The organism is Pseudomonas sp. GG8, from assembly GCF_052976945.1.
Genome location: NZ_JBRIIP010000001.1, coordinates 847,392 through 861,700, shown reverse-complemented (window position 1 = coordinate 861,700; position 14,309 = coordinate 847,392). Strand labels below are relative to the sequence as shown.

The window sequence follows — 14,309 nt, the reverse complement described above, 5'->3', positions numbered from 1 at the left end:
AACCTATTTATGCACGCTCAATTGATCAAGCTACTCAGCCTCTCGGGCCTCACGGCAGCAATCTTCGCAGCCTCGAGCGGCGTGCGCGCCGATGACGCTCACGCGCCGACGTTCACCGCCGAGCCTTGCTGCAACATTTGCCCGCAGGCGCTCGACGCCAAGAACTACACCACGCGCTATCAGCAGAACTTCACCACGCTGGTACAGGCCCAGGGTGACTGGCTGTTCCGTACCCAGGAAGACCTGCGGACCCAATTCGACACCTCGCCCGAAGGTTATCGGCGCATGAAAGAACTGCACGATGCCTTCAAAAGCAAAGGTGTCGAGCTGGTCGTGGTGTACCAACCCACCCGTGGCCTGGTCGATCGAAACAAGCTGCTCCCGACTGAGCGCGCCAAGTACGACTACGAAACGGCGCTGAAAAACTACCAGGCCATGCTCGGCCGTTTCAGCCAGATGGGTTACTGGGTGCCCGACCTGTCGCCACTGACCAATGAGCCCTCGACCAAGGACGAGCAAGGGCACGATTTCTACTTCCGTGGCGACCAACACTGGACGCCTTACGGTGCTCAACGCACGGCGAAAATCGTCGCCGAAAAGGTCAAGCAAGTACCGGGGTTCGCTGACATTCCCAAACGTGAATTCGAAAGCCACAAGTCTGGTCGCATGGGCAAGACCGGTACCCTGCATAACATGGCCGCGCAGTTGTGCGGCAATACCTACGCGATCCAGTACATGGATCAGTTCGTGACCGAGCCCAAGGGCGAAGCCGCTGACGGCGACCTGTTCGGCGATTCCGGCAACCCGGAAATCACCCTGGTCGGTACCAGTCACAGCGGCAAGAACTATAACTTTTCCGGCTTCCTTGAAGAGTACATCGGCGCAGACGTTCTCAACGTCGCCTTCCCCGGTGGTGGCCTGGAAGGCTCAATGCTGCAATACCTGGGCAGCGACGACTTCCAGAAGAAACCGCCGAAAATCCTGATCTGGGAATTCTCGCCGCTGTATCGCCTGGACCAAGAGACCATCTACCGGCAGATGATGTCTCTGCTCGACAACGGCTGCGAAGGCAAGACTGCAATCATGAGCCAGAGCGCCACACTGAAAACCGGGGCCAATGAGCTTCTGGTCAATGGCAAAAACGGCATCAAAGATGTGCGCAACGGCAGTAATCAGGTCGACATCCGCTTCGCCGACACGTCGGTGAAAACCTTGCACGCCACGCTCTGGTACATGAATGGCCGGCATGAAGACCTGAAAATCGAAAAACCGACAACATCCGATACAGACGGGCGTTTCGCCTTTGAACTGCGCGACGACAAGGACTGGGCTGACCAGCAATTGCTCGCCGTGGAAGTACAGGGCCCGGAAGCGGGCGCTGCACCTCAGCAAGTTGAAGCGAAAATATGCAAACGCAACGTGTTCCCACGAGCTGCGCAAAACACCGCGCAAGCCGGGTTATGAGGCCTTTATGCACACTCGAAAAATGATGCTCCCCACCCTGCTCGCCGTGGCGCTGATGGCCGCGACCGATGCCGCGTCTGCTGCCCAGGCGCTGGTTCCACCACAGGGCTACTTCGCCGGTATTGAGAAGGTCAAAACCGGTGACAATAAATTCAGCTGCGATGCGATTCCCAAACCGTACACCGACAAACTGGTGTTTCGCAGCAAATACGAAGGCTCGGACAAGGCCCGCTCGACCCTCAACGAGGTCTCGGAAAAAGCCTTCAGGGACGCCACGGCCGACATCACCAAGCTGGAGCGCGACACCAGCAAAATCGTCATGCAGTACATGCGTGACGGTCGTCCGGAACAGCTCGACTGCGCCTTGAACCTGCTCACCACCTGGGCCAAGGCCGATGCGCTCGAGTCCAAGGACTTTAACCACACCGGCAAGTCAATGCGCAAATGGGCACTGGGCAGTATGTCCTCGGCTTACCTGCGCCTGAAGTTCTCCAACTCGCACCCGTTGGCCGCGCATCAGGAACAAGCGCAAATCATCGAAGCCTGGTTCAGCAAACTGGCCGATCAGGTGGTCAGCGATTGGGACAACCTGCCGATGGACAAGAACAACAACCACACCTACTGGGCTGCCTGGTCGGTGATGGCAACGTCGGTGGTGACCAATCGACGTGACTTGTTCGACTGGTCGGTGAAGGAGTTCCGCGTCGGCGCCAATCAGATCGACAAGGACGGCTTCCTGCCCAACGAGCTCAAGCGCAAACAACGCGCCCTGGCGTATCACAACTACGCCCTGCCACCGATGGCGATGATTGCCAGTTTTGCCCAGGCCAATGGCGTCGATGTACGTCCGGAAAACAACGGTGCATTGCAGCGTCTGGGTGAACGGGTGCTGAGCGGGATCAAGGATGCCGACAGTTTCACCCAGCGCAACGGCGAAAAACAGGACATGACCGATCTCGAGATCGACAGCAAGTTCGCCTGGCTCGAACCCTTCTGCTCGCTCTACACCTGCAAGGCCGAAGTACTGGATCAAAAACACAAGATGGAACCGTTCAAGACCTTCCGTCTTGGCGGCGACCTGACCAAGGTTTTCGATCCGGCGCATGAAAAAGGCAATAAAGGTTCTGGTTCCTGAGGCACCACGAACCCCGTAGGAGCTGACGTGTCTGCGATAAGGTCGGTACGACCTTCAGACGGCAGTGGCAGTAAATTTCATGCAATACACCCCCTGTTTTTTGTGGGGGGTTTGGGGGGGCTTCGGCCTTTGACTGTTGAACCAACGGAGGGATAAGGATGGTTTTCTCATCCAATGTGTTCCTGTTCTTGTTCTTGCCGATCTTCCTCGGCTTGTACTACTTGAGCGGACAACGCTACCGCAACTTGCTGTTGCTGATTGCCAGCTACGCGTTCTATGCCTGGTGGCGAGTGGACTTCCTGGCGTTGTTCATCGGCGTGACCCTGTGGAACTACTGGATCGGCCTGAAAGTCGGCGCGGCAGGCGTGCGCACCAAACCGGCACAGCGCTGGCTGTTGCTCGGCGTGGCGGTGGATCTGGGCATCCTTGGTTACTTCAAATACGCCAACTTTGGCGTGGACAGCATCAACGCGATGATGACCTCGGTAGGTCTCGAACCGTTCATTCTGACCCACGTCTTGTTGCCGATCGGGATCTCCTTCTACGTCTTCGAATCGATCAGCTACATCATCGACGTTTACCGTGGCGACACACCGGCCACCCGTAACCTGATCGACTTTGCTGCGTTCGTCGCGATCTTTCCGCACCTGATTGCCGGCCCCGTGTTGCGCTTCCGCGACCTGGCCGACCAGTTCAATAACCGCACGCACACCCTGGACAAGTTCTCCGAAGGCGCCACGCGCTTCATGCAGGGCTTCATCAAGAAGGTGTTCATCGCCGACACCCTGGCTGTAGTCGCCGACCATTGCTTCGCCTTGCAGCACCCGACCACCGGGGATGCCTGGCTCGGTGCGCTGGCGTACACCGCGCAGCTGTATTTCGACTTCTCCGGCTACAGCGACATGGCCATTGGCCTGGGCCTGATGATGGGCTTCCGCTTCATGGAGAACTTCAAGCAGCCGTACATCAGCCAGTCGATCACCGAGTTCTGGCGGCGCTGGCACATCAGCCTGTCCACCTGGCTGCGTGACTATCTGTACATCACCTTGGGCGGTAACCGTGGCGGTACCTTGACCACCTACCGCAACCTGTTCCTGACCATGTTGCTTGGTGGTCTGTGGCACGGTGCGAACATCACCTACATCGTCTGGGGCGCCTGGCACGGCATGTGGTTGGCGATCGAAAAAGCCTTGGGCCTGAACACCAATCAGCGCAGCTTCAATCCGATTCGTTGGGCGCTGACCTTCCTGCTGGTGATCATGGGCTGGGTTATTTTCCGCTCGGAAAACCTGCACGTTGCTGCACGGATGTATGGCGCGATGTTCAGCTTCAGCGAATGGCAACTGTCGGAACTCAACAGCGCCAGCCTCACCGGCCTGCAAGTAGCAACACTGATCGTGGCGTACATGACACTGGCGTTCTTCGGTCTGCGTGACTTCTACGCCAACCGACCTAAAGCCGACGCAATCAAGGGTGTGAAACCTGCTGCCGGCGAAGAGAGCACCGAGGCCAACGGTCCCGCAACCGCTCAACCGGGCATGATCAAAGCAGTCCCTGGCGACCAGCCGAACAGCATTCACCTGCCGGGTTACACCGTCGGCACCGATGCTCAGGTACAGCCTGCGTTCTGGGTCGCCGACTGGCCGCGTTATGCGATGCGCACCTTGGTGTTGCTGTTGTTCGTAGCATCGATCCTCAAGCTCTCGGCGCAAAGTTTCTCGCCGTTCCTTTACTTCCAGTTTTGAGGGGCCTGACATGACCCGATCATTACGCTTCCTCTACATCGTCCTGTTCCTCGCCATCCTGCTCGCGTTGGGTGTCTGGTCGCTGCGCAGTTTCGGCAGCTTCTCGACTTCCGCCGAGACCACCGTGCTCAACGGGCGCTGGACCAAAGCGGCGGAGACTCATTACGACGATGAGTTCCCGATCAAACGCCTGGGCACCAACCTTTGGGCCGCACTGGACTTCAAGCTGTTCAACGAAGGCCGTCCCGGTGTCGTGCTGGGCCGCGATCAGTGGCTGTACAGCGATGAAGAGTTCAACCCTGTGGCCAACGGCGAGCAGAACGAAGCCGACAACCTCGCGCTGATTCAAGGTGTACGCGACACCCTGAAAAAACAGGGCACACAGTTGGTGCTGGCCATCGTGCCGGCAAAAACCCGGCTGTACCCGGAGCACATCGGCGACAACACCCCGGCTGCGCTGCATGCCGATTTGTATCAGCAGTTCCATGCCCAGATGGCGAAGGCCGGCATTATTGCCCCTGACCTGCTGACGCCGCTGCAGAGCGCAAAACAGAACGGTGCCGTGTTCCTGAGGACCGACACGCACTGGACGCCGATGGGTGCCGAAGTCGTCGCTCAACAGCTGGGCACGGTCATCAGCAATGAAACACCGTTGAGCGGCCAGCCTGAAAAGTTCGTCACCGAAGCCAAAGAGACCGCGCCGTACAAGGGTGACCTGACCAGCTTCCTGCCACTGGACCCGCTGTTCAGCAACCTGTTGCCTAAACCCGATCAGCTGCAACAACGCAGCACTAATCCGGCTCAGGCCGAGGCTAACGGCGGCGATGCCCTGTTCGCGGACAACGAAGTCGCGGTAGGACTGGTCGGCACCAGCTACAGCGCCAACCCGAACTGGAACTTCCTGGGCGCCTTGAAACAGGCACTGCACAGCGACGTGGTCAATTACGCCGAAGACGGCCATGGCCCGATTCTGCCGATGCTCAAATACCTGCAAACCGATGCTTTCAAGAACAGCCCGCCGCAAGTGCTGATTTGGGAGTTCCCAGAACGTTATCTGCCTGCCCACAACGACCTTGGCGAGTTCGATCCGCAGTGGATCGCCGAACTTAAACAGGCTCGCGACCCGCAACAAAATCTGGCGCTTAACGCCAACAAATCCGAGTCGCCCAACCGGGCGCAAAACTGAGAGGAACATCTCATGACCTTACAGACCACTCCAAATCGTTTTGCCAAAAAAAGCCTGTTGAAAACCTGCGCACTGGTTGCAGGCCTCGGCTTGTTCTCCCTGCAAGCCTTTGCCGGTGGCGACTCTGCGCTCTATGGCCCGACGGCCCCTAAAGGCTCGACCTTCGTCCGGGTCTACAACGCCAGCAACGCGGAAATCAGCGCCAGCGTCGGCAACACCAACCTCAACGAAATCGCACCGTTGGCCAGCAGCGCCTTCAGCTTCATGCCCCAGGGCGACTACAGCGCCAAGGTTGGCAGCCAGACCGTACCGGTGAAACTGGCCAGTGATCACTATTACACCCTGGTCAGCAACACCAGCGGCACCCCACAACTGGTGGAAGAGCCGCCGTTCAAGAACAAACAGAAATCCCTGGTGCGCGTGCAGAACCTCACCGACAAAGCGCTGACCCTGAAAACCGCCGATGGCAAGACCGATGTCATCCCGGCCGTCGCCGCCAAAGGCCGTGGCGACCGTGAAATCAACCCGGTGAAAGTCAGCCTGGCGCTGTTCGACGGCGATAAGAAAATCAGCGATCTGAAACCGATTGCCCTGGAACGTGGTGAAGCCGCCGTTCTGTATGTCACCGGCAGCGGCAGCAACGTGTCGCCGGTCTGGGTCAAACCCCCGGTCGCCACGCGCTAACCCATTGAGACAGCCGGTCCTGGGCTCCGTAGTCAGGAGAGGACCGGTTGTCACGGAACAAAAACAAGACTGAAACGACAGAAAACGACGTACAGCCTTTTTGAAGACTTTTGGAGAAGTAAAATGATTCCAGTAATCTTGTCAGGTGGTAGCGGCTCACGACTCTGGCCGCTTTCGCGCAAACAGTTCCCTAAACAGTTCCTGGCCTTGACCGGTGAGCACACCCTGTTCCAGCAAACCCTCGAACGCCTGAAGTTCGACGGCATGCAGGACCCTATCGTGGTCTGCAACAAGGACCACCGCTTCATCGTTACAGAGCAACTGGACACCTTGAAGCTAGAGACCCAGGCCATCTTGCTGGAGCCCTTCGGCCGCAACACCGCACCGGCCGTCGCAATCACCGCGATGATGCTGCTCAGCGATGGCCGTGATGAACTGATGTTGGTGCTCCCGGCCGACCACGTCATCGACGATCAAAAAGCCCTGCAACGCGCCCTCGCCCTGGCCACCGTCGCGGCCGAACGCGGCGAAATGGTGCTGTTCGGCGTACCGGCGACCAAACCTGAAACCGGTTATGGCTACATCAAGTCGACCCACGATGTGCTACTGCCCGAGGGTGTGAGCCGCGTCTCGCACTTCGTCGAAAAACCTGACGAAAAGCGCGCCACCGAGTTCGTCAACGCTGGCGGTTATTTCTGGAACAGCGGCATGTTCCTGTTTCGTGCCAGCCGTTACCTCGAAGAGCTGAAAAAGCACGACACGGACATCTACGACACCTGCATGCTGGCCCTCGAACGCAGCATTCACGACGGCGACAACATCGACATTGATGCCGCCACCTTCGCCTGCTGCCCGGACAACTCCATCGACTACGCCGTGATGGAAAAAACCCAGCGCGCCTGCGTGGTTCCGCTCACCGCTGGCTGGAATGATGTCGGCTGCTGGTCATCGCTGTGGGACGTGCAGGAAAAAGACGCCCACGGCAACGTGGCCAAAGGCGATGTGGTGATCCAAGACAGCCGCAACTGCATGATCCATGGCAACGGCAAACTGGTCTCGGTCATTGGCCTGGACAATATCGTCGTGGTCGAAACCAAAGACGCGATGATGATTGCCCACAAAGACAAAGTTCAGGGCGTCAAGCAGATGGTCAACACCCTCAACGAACAGGGCCGTAGCGAAACCCAGAACCACTGTGAGGTTTACCGACCTTGGGGTTCCTACGACTCGGTGGACATGGGTGGCCGGTTCCAAGTCAAGCACATCTCGGTTAAACCGGGCGCTTGCCTGTCCCTGCAAATGCACCACCACCGCGCCGAACACTGGATCGTCGTCTCCGGCACTGCCGAAGTGACCTGCGATGAAAACGTGTTCCTGCTGACCGAAAACCAATCCACCTACATCCCGATTGCCTCGGTCCATCGCTTGAGAAACCCAGGCAAGATCCCGTTGGAAATCATTGAAGTCCAGTCCGGCAGCTACTTGGGCGAAGACGACATTGAACGTTTCGAAGACGTCTACGGGCGTTCCAATAACGTGGTGGAAATGGGCATAAAGACCAAAACCATCGCACGCTGATACGGTTTAAACCGTAACACTCTGGCCTTCGTAACCCCTCTGCGTATTTCCCATCCGCAGAGGGGTTACGGGGGCTTTTTCATGTCAGTCACATCGCCTTCAGTCAGTGACATTTGTGGCTGCGCAGGAGCGAATTCATTCGCAAAGGCGTCAGTGCCGCAATACAAAGCCTGAAGCTAACGCTACGATGCCCACATCTGTGTGACCAAGGTATCCCCCCATGCTGATCGGCATTGCGCTCATTCTAACGTGGCTGATTCTGCTCTTGCGTTACCCCGCCAAGGCGTTGCCGGTGTCATTGGCGGCGGTGTTGGGTTTGGGGAGCGTGGCGGCATGGGTGGTATGGCAGGACAGCCGCGAAACGCGACGGTTGGAGCATCTGGAGTTGCGATTGACTTATTTGCCGCAACAATGCCCGCCTGACCGTCCGTTACAGATCCAGTTACACAATGGCAATGACGTGCCGCTGCTCTCCCTGCAGTGGCGTGTTGCGGCTTATATGCCGGGGGACACGGTCAACCTGGCCGATAACGTCTACGCGGCACCTCGCTATCGCGGCCCTGGCGAATTGCAGGCCGGTGGCGATTGGCAAGACTGCTTACCCCTGCCGCCGCTGCGTCCGGGTTACCGCGCGCAAACCGTGGAGTTTCGTGCCGAGCACTTACAAGGCAGTTTCTCGGACTAGGTCCTTTAAGGAAAATACATGCCCATCGCCCTTATCACCGGTTGTTCCAGCGGCATTGGCCGCGCACTGGCGGAAGCCTTCAAAGCCGCTGGCTATCAAGTCTGGGCCACCGCCCGCAAAACCGAAGATGTCGCTGCATTGCAGGCTGCCGGGTTCATCGCGGTGGAACTGGACGTCAACGACAGCGCGGCGCTTGAGCGATTGGCGGGACAGCTTGAGCAACAAGGCGGCCTTGATGTGCTGATCAATAATGCCGGTTACGGCGCCATGGGGCCGTTGCTCGATGGTGGCGTGGAGGCTATGCGCCGACAGTTCGACACCAATGTGTTCGCGGTGGTCGGCGTCACGCGTGCGCTGTTTCCGTTATTGCGCCGCAGCAAAGGGCTGGTAGTGAATATCGGCAGTGTTTCGGGGGTGCTGGTCACGCCGTTTGCAGGCGCTTATTGCGCATCTAAAGCCGCCGTGCATGCGCTCAGCGATGCCCTGCGTCTGGAGCTGGCACCGTTCGGCATCAAACTGATGGAAGTGCAGCCTGGCGCCATCGCCTCCAGCTTTGCCAGCAACGCCAGCCGCGAAGCCGAACAGTTGATCGGTGAGTCCTCACCCTGGTGGCCGCTGCGTGACGCTATTCGCGCCCGGGCCAACGCGTCACAAGGTAACCCGACCCCCGCAGCCGACTTCGCCCGCGACCTGCTCAAGGCCGTGTCGCAAGACAACCCTCCGCGCTTGCTGCGGTTGGGTAATGGCAGCAGGGCCATGCCGCTGATGGCGTGGCTGCTGCCTAAAGGCGTGTTGGACTACGCGTTGAAAAAGCGCTTTGGATTGCGTGGCACATTGTAGGCACTGCATCCATCACCGCTGATGATCAATGGTCCTCTGGATTCACGATCACGGTGCAGGTAATCCCTGCCGCCAACACCACACCCTCTGGCACCTGGTCCAGGTGGATGCGCACGGGTACACGCTGGGCCAGGCGCACCCAGTTGAAGGTCGGGTTGACGTCGGCGGTCAGTTCGCGGCTTTGCGGGTTGTCCCGGTCATAGATGCCACGGGCGATGCTTTCGACGTGGCCCTTCAGCACTTCGCCGCTCATCAACTGCATGTCGGCCGGATCACCGACGCGAACATGCGGCAGTTTGTTCTCTTCAAAGTAGCCGTACACCCAGAACGAGTTCTTGTCGACCACGGCCATTTTTGCTTCGCCGATCCGCGCATAGTCGCCACGGTGCACGTTGAGGTTGGTGACGTAGCCATCTACCGCAGACAGCACCTTGGTGCGTTTGAGGTTGAGCTCGGCGGCGTCCAGTTGCGCCTGAGCAAGCTCATAGTCGGCCAGCGTCGAGCTGGCGATATTGCTCGCATCGTCACGGCTTTCGCTGGAAATCACCAGGCTGTCCATGTCCGCGCGACGCTTGGCATTCAGCTTGCGCATTTCCCACGTGGCCTTGCGTGAAGCCACCAACGCCTGCGCCTGTTTGACGGCAATCTCGTAATGCTCTGGATCGATCAGCATCAGCACATCGCCCTTCTTCACCAGTTGGTTGTCGCGCACCGGCACATCCACCACCACACCGGAGACATCGGCAGCGACGTTGATCACATCGGCGCGCACCCGACCATCGCGGGTCCAGGGTGTGTCCATGTAATTAATCCACAGGGTACGACCGATCCACAGGGCCAGAGCCAGAACCAGCAAGGTAGCAATCAGACTGAAGAGCTTTTTCATCCAGGGTTTCTCAAAAAAAGTGCATCAACGGTAAACGGTGAGCGCCAGAGCGCCAAAGATGCAGGTAAACACGCACAGACGCAGCAGCGCCGGATGCCAGAAAAACCGATACAGATCGAGTTCGGACAAGAGCCGACCCAAGGTCCAGGCAATGACTGCCGCGATCAGGAACATCAAGGTCATGGTCGGCATATAGACGCCGTGGAAGGCGATTTCACGAGGCATGGATCAGTCCTTGCGGCTTGCGTAACGGGGCATACGCGGCCAGGGGAGATTGCGGATCAAGCAGCGAAGTGCGGATAAAGTGCAAGTAACTCTGGACGCGCCGCAATACCGACGTGTCGAAGTGCCGGGCAAAGGGCTCATCAGTGGCCTGCACTCGACTGATCGCATGATCGACGGCGATCAGGGCACGTTCCAGGTTGCTGTGGTTGGGCTGCAGAAACAAGCGGATGAGCGAGCGTCCCATCACCCGGATCGCCAGACGCCAGGACTGTGACTCGGCATAGCACGGGTGCACCGGCATGATTGACTGTTCACGACGTAATTCGATGATGGCGTGACCGACCTCAAGCACCACGAACATCCAGCGCAACAGATTGCGTTGAACCTCCGGTTGCCCCGCCGCCAGGCCGTAAGCTTGATGCAGCAGGTCACGGGTACGACTTTCGAAGCTCGACCCTAAACCGCGCAACGGCGCGCTGATGGCGTACAACACCTGCTGACGCAAGTCCTGTTCAAGCCGGCTCCACATCCAACGGCTGTTGGGCGGCAAAATAATTGCACCCGCCGCTGCGCAGACCAGCATGCCGAGCACCATCCCGATGTAGTCATTGATGAACCCGTAAGGGTTGTAGATCGTCAGGTTGTCAGGCACCGAGCCGGTGCTGAAAAAAATCAACAATCCCAAGCCATAGCCCGCCAATTGCGGCCGCGAGGAGAGGAACGAGCCGAGCACCAACACCGGGGCAAGCACCAGGCACAACAAGGGGAAGCCATCGATGAACGGGTACACGAAAAACATTTCGATAAAGCCTAATATGGCTCCCAGAAACGTGCCGCAAGCCATCTGAAAGGCCATGCGCTTGGGGTTCGCCGACGAGGCTGAAAGGCCGATGGTGGCGGCGGCGACCAAGGTCATGATGGAACCACTCGGCCATGCGGTGGCAACCCAATAGCTGCCCAGCACCAAAAGGACGAACGAGGCTCGAACACCGGCGGCGAGAGCGGCCATCCAGTTCGTCTGTGAGGTAAACGGTTCATCCCACTGTTCACGGACATGGTTGTGATCGGCCAGCGAGGCATGAGTCTGGGCGTATCCGTGCATGTCATCGACAAACCGATACAGCAGCTCATAGGCGGTGTGGAAATCCAGCAGGTCCGCGTCGGCAGGTTGAGTCTCGACCAGCGCCGCACGCAGACTTCGCACCCGCTCCGGCAGCCCCTCTTTAAACGCCGCCAATCGCTCGGCCAATCGCGCCGCGTCGGCATCGGTCAAAGGCCGCCCGGAGAAAGCTTCAAGCAAATCGGCGAGTGCCATCAACCCCGGTTCAATGGCGCTGATCACCTGAACCGCTTCTCGACTGCGCAAGCGCTCAAGCAGTTGGTGCAAGGCATTGAAGCGCGTGGTGATGGCCATGAACTCACTGTTCAGGCGATTGAGCCGGCCGTTGCGTCGGCGCATATGCGGGTCTTCGAACACGGTGACACTGCGCAACCCTTCCAGACCAATCGCTTCGGCGATAAAACGCACGTTACCGGCCTCGAATGCGCCCGATTCATTACCCACCCGCAAACCATGAGCCACGAACCCGGCAAACACGCCAAAACGCAGGTACAGCGCGTTACGCATCGCAGCACTGGCGGTTTGCGGCAAGATCGCGACACTGACCAGGGTCGAGCACAGGATGCCCAGGGAAATTTCCAACACCCGCCACATGGCCGCCATGAACGCGCCATCCGGGTGTGCCAGGGCAGGCAGGCCGACCATGGCAGCGGTATAACCGGCCAGAACAAACCCATAGGCCCGGAAGTTTCGGTTACGCGCGGCGCCGGCCGAACAAATGCCCACCCAGATCGCCAGGCTGACTAGAAACAACTCAGTGTCCTGAGCGAACAAGGCGATCAGGGCGACCATCACCGCCGAACCGGTCAACGTCCCCAGGAAGCGGTAAAAACTTTTGGCCAGGACTTGCCCGTTCTGCCGCTGCATCACAATGAACACAGTGATCATCGCGGTGCGGGGCTGCGGCAACTCCAGACGCATGGCCAGCCACAAGGTCAAGAACGCGGCGAACAGCACCTTGAAGATATAGACCCAGGTCACGCCATCGCTGCGCGCCCACTCAAAAAAACCGCGACGCCATTCCAACGAGCCCAGCCAACGCACGGGAGCATACAGAGGGGTCATGGTCGACTCATCATGTGATCCAGCGCTTCAAGGGCCGCCGGAGGTTTGCTGGGCGCGGTTTTCTTCTCGTCGGGCGAATCGGCACCTGCCGACAAGCCACCACCCAGCGCAACCACCAACGCGGCGTGAGCGGTCAGGCGGGCAGCCTGAACCTGCTGCTGAATTTCCTGCTGGTGAAACAATAAGGTCTGGGCGTTAAGCACATTCAGATAATCGGTCAGACCGCGCTTATAGGCAACCAACGCGATGTCATACGTCTTCTGCGCCGACGCCACCGACTCAGCGGTGAACACTTGTTGCTTGTCCATCGAGGCGCGGCGGATCAATTGGTCGGAGATATCTTTGAGCGCATTGATCAGTGTCTGGTTGTACTGCGCAACGGCCACATCATACCCGGCCGACGCTTCACCCAACTCTGCACGCAAACGCCCGCCGTCGAAGATCGGCAACGTAATCGCCGGGCCGACGCTGTAGTTGAATTTATTGCCGGAGAGGAACGACAGCATGCCGCCGCCAGTAGCCATGAAGCCGAGGCTGCCGACCAGATCGACGTTAGGGTAAAAGCCGGCATGCGCGACATCGATGCCGCGCGCCTGGGCCGCGACTCTCCAGCGGCTGGCGACCACGTCCGGGCGCTGCCCGAGCAGTTCAGCGGGCAATGCCGATGGCAGTTTCAATGCGGCCTGCAATGACAGGGTTGGCCGCTGTAACTTCGCGCCCTCCCCTGGGCCCTTACCTGCCAACGCCGCGAGCTGATTGCGACTCAGGTCGATAGCCTCGTCCAGCGCATCGATTTGCCGATGGGTTTCCGGCAGCGGTGTTTCGGCCTGGCTGACTTCGAAATGAGTGCCGATCCCACCGCTCAGGCGTCGTTGCGCCAGATCGAGGATCTGCTGCTGTTGGGCCAGCGTCGCTTCAACAATGTCGCGCTGCGCGTAATTCAACGACAGCTGAATATAGGCACGGACGATGTTGTTCTGCAGTTCGAGTTGCGCCAGGCGTGATTCGGCGGCAGTCATGTGCGCCAGATCAAGCGCCTGTTCGGTGGTATTACTTTCCCGGCCCCACAGGTCGAGGGAGTAACTCAGGCCCAGCGAGGCATTGTTGTCCCACGTGCTGGTATTGGCCAACGCGCCTGGACCGTAGAACTGGTCGGTAGGCCAGTTATGACGTTTGAGGGTAGAGTCGCCATTGACATGCACCGACTCGGCGGACTCGGCGATACCGGCCATGGCCTTGGCCTGACGTACGCGGGCGGCGGCCATCGCAAGGCTCGGGCTGCCTTGGGCGGCAAGCTCGATCCAGCGGTCAAGTTGCTCATCACTGTAGGCTCGCCACCACTGGGCAGCGGGCCAATGAGCATCTTTGGCAGCATTTTGGATAGCTTCGTCCGTGGCCAGGGTGTTGGCCGGCAAGGAGTGGTCTTGAGGGGCAATCCCCCAAGTCCCGATGCAGCCGCCTATTGCCAGGGATAAAGACAAAACACTGAGGAGCTTAAGCCCTCTGATCATGCGACGCGGCACAGCTGCGAATTCCCGACTTAGGTGAAATAGCGTGAAGACAACGATTCTAGGCGGCAGTCCGGGCGGCGATAAGCCGAGGGAAGTGTGATTCTTTGTTACCAAACGCGCGATAATCCATTGGTCTGACTCACACGCAACTGTTACTTCATGTCACACTTTGCCAATCTCACCAG

The 14,309-nt window shown here is 58.8% G+C and carries 12 protein-coding genes; 8 read left to right on the top strand and 4 right to left on the bottom strand.

Features of this window, described 5'->3' with window-relative positions; all coding sequences use genetic code 11:
• Nucleotides 1–9: 9 nt before the first annotated feature.
• The 8 genes from ACVBEG_RS04265 (at nucleotide 10) to ACVBEG_RS04230 (ending at nucleotide 9,317) form a co-directional block, all read left to right on the top strand.
• On the top strand, nucleotides 10–1,464 hold the full coding sequence (locus tag ACVBEG_RS04265; protein WP_322178011.1) for an alginate O-acetyltransferase: 1,455 nt from the start codon (nucleotides 10–12) through the stop codon (nucleotides 1,462–1,464).
• Nucleotides 1,465–1,471: 7 nt separating this feature from the next.
• Nucleotides 1,472–2,599 carry a mannuronate-specific alginate lyase gene (locus ACVBEG_RS04260; protein ID WP_322178010.1) on the top strand — a complete coding sequence of 376 codons (1,128 nt, stop codon included), beginning with the start codon at nucleotides 1,472–1,474 and terminating at the stop codon, nucleotides 2,597–2,599.
• A gap of 158 nt (nucleotides 2,600–2,757) precedes the next feature.
• Nucleotides 2,758–4,344, top strand: coding sequence for an MBOAT family O-acyltransferase (locus ACVBEG_RS04255; protein WP_322178009.1), 1,587 nt, complete (start codon nucleotides 2,758–2,760; stop codon nucleotides 4,342–4,344).
• A 10-nt stretch (nucleotides 4,345–4,354) separates the two neighbouring features.
• Nucleotides 4,355–5,530, top strand: coding sequence for an alginate O-acetyltransferase (locus tag ACVBEG_RS04250; protein ID WP_322178008.1), 1,176 nt, complete (start codon nucleotides 4,355–4,357; stop codon nucleotides 5,528–5,530).
• A 12-nt stretch (nucleotides 5,531–5,542) separates the two neighbouring features.
• Nucleotides 5,543–6,214: an alginate O-acetyltransferase AlgF gene (locus tag ACVBEG_RS04245; RefSeq protein ID WP_322178007.1), complete on the top strand. Its 672-nt coding sequence runs from the start codon at nucleotides 5,543–5,545 to the stop codon at nucleotides 6,212–6,214.
• 123 nt (nucleotides 6,215–6,337) lie between these two features.
• Nucleotides 6,338–7,792 carry a mannose-1-phosphate guanylyltransferase/mannose-6-phosphate isomerase gene (locus tag ACVBEG_RS04240; RefSeq protein WP_322178006.1) on the top strand — a complete coding sequence of 485 codons (1,455 nt, stop codon included), beginning with the start codon at nucleotides 6,338–6,340 and terminating at the stop codon, nucleotides 7,790–7,792.
• Nucleotides 7,793–8,012: 220 nt separating this feature from the next.
• On the top strand, nucleotides 8,013–8,477 hold the full coding sequence (locus ACVBEG_RS04235; RefSeq protein ID WP_322178005.1) for a multidrug transporter: 465 nt from the start codon (nucleotides 8,013–8,015) through the stop codon (nucleotides 8,475–8,477).
• Between the two features lie 18 nt (nucleotides 8,478–8,495).
• A complete protein-coding gene (locus ACVBEG_RS04230) occupies nucleotides 8,496–9,317 on the top strand; it encodes an SDR family oxidoreductase (RefSeq protein WP_322178004.1) in 822 nt (273 codons plus the stop codon).
• 25 nt (nucleotides 9,318–9,342) lie between these two features.
• On the opposite strand, the gene ACVBEG_RS04225 is transcribed toward ACVBEG_RS04230, so the two are convergent.
• From ACVBEG_RS04225 to ACVBEG_RS04210, 4 genes are read right to left on the bottom strand one after another with little or no spacing between them, the layout of a single operon-like run.
• The gene (locus tag ACVBEG_RS04225) at nucleotides 9,343–10,203 is read right to left on the bottom strand and encodes an HlyD family secretion protein (protein WP_322178003.1); all 861 of its coding nucleotides are present in this window, start codon (nucleotides 10,201–10,203) and stop codon (nucleotides 9,343–9,345) included.
• 24 nt (nucleotides 10,204–10,227) lie between these two features.
• Entirely contained in the window at nucleotides 10,228–10,428 is a 201-nt protein-coding gene (locus ACVBEG_RS04220; protein ID WP_219060898.1) for a DUF1656 domain-containing protein, read from the bottom strand.
• Nucleotides 10,418–12,613 carry an FUSC family protein gene (locus ACVBEG_RS04215; RefSeq protein WP_322178002.1) on the bottom strand — a complete coding sequence of 732 codons (2,196 nt, stop codon included), beginning with the start codon at nucleotides 12,611–12,613 and terminating at the stop codon, nucleotides 10,418–10,420. Before ACVBEG_RS04215 ends, ACVBEG_RS04220 begins: the two co-directional genes overlap by 11 nt.
• Nucleotides 12,610–14,136 (bottom strand): efflux transporter outer membrane subunit, encoded by a 1,527-nt coding sequence (locus tag ACVBEG_RS04210; protein WP_322178001.1) that lies wholly within the window; start codon nucleotides 14,134–14,136, stop codon nucleotides 12,610–12,612. The genes ACVBEG_RS04215 and ACVBEG_RS04210 overlap by 4 nt, the downstream gene beginning before the upstream one ends.
• Nucleotides 14,137–14,309: the final 173 nt, after the last annotated feature.

Excerpts from the sequence above, each read along its gene's own strand:
- ACVBEG_RS04265 (WP_322178011.1), top strand. The coding sequence starts at position 10 with ATGCACGCTCAATTGATCAAGCTACTCAGCCTCTCGGGCCTCACGGCA.
- ACVBEG_RS04260 (WP_322178010.1), top strand. The coding sequence starts at position 1,472 with ATGCACACTCGAAAAATGATGCTCCCCACCCTGCTCGCCGTGGCGCTG.
- ACVBEG_RS04255 (WP_322178009.1), top strand. The coding sequence starts at position 2,758 with ATGGTTTTCTCATCCAATGTGTTCCTGTTCTTGTTCTTGCCGATCTTC.
- ACVBEG_RS04250 (WP_322178008.1), top strand. The coding sequence starts at position 4,355 with ATGACCCGATCATTACGCTTCCTCTACATCGTCCTGTTCCTCGCCATC.
- ACVBEG_RS04245 (WP_322178007.1), top strand. The coding sequence starts at position 5,543 with ATGACCTTACAGACCACTCCAAATCGTTTTGCCAAAAAAAGCCTGTTG.
- ACVBEG_RS04240 (WP_322178006.1), top strand. The coding sequence starts at position 6,338 with ATGATTCCAGTAATCTTGTCAGGTGGTAGCGGCTCACGACTCTGGCCG.
- ACVBEG_RS04235 (WP_322178005.1), top strand. The coding sequence starts at position 8,013 with ATGCTGATCGGCATTGCGCTCATTCTAACGTGGCTGATTCTGCTCTTG.
- ACVBEG_RS04230 (WP_322178004.1), top strand. The coding sequence starts at position 8,496 with ATGCCCATCGCCCTTATCACCGGTTGTTCCAGCGGCATTGGCCGCGCA.
- ACVBEG_RS04225 (WP_322178003.1), bottom strand. The coding sequence starts at position 10,203 with ATGAAAAAGCTCTTCAGTCTGATTGCTACCTTGCTGGTTCTGGCTCTG.
- ACVBEG_RS04220 (WP_219060898.1), bottom strand. The coding sequence starts at position 10,428 with ATGCCTCGTGAAATCGCCTTCCACGGCGTCTATATGCCGACCATGACC.
- ACVBEG_RS04215 (WP_322178002.1), bottom strand. The coding sequence starts at position 12,613 with ATGACCCCTCTGTATGCTCCCGTGCGTTGGCTGGGCTCGTTGGAATGG.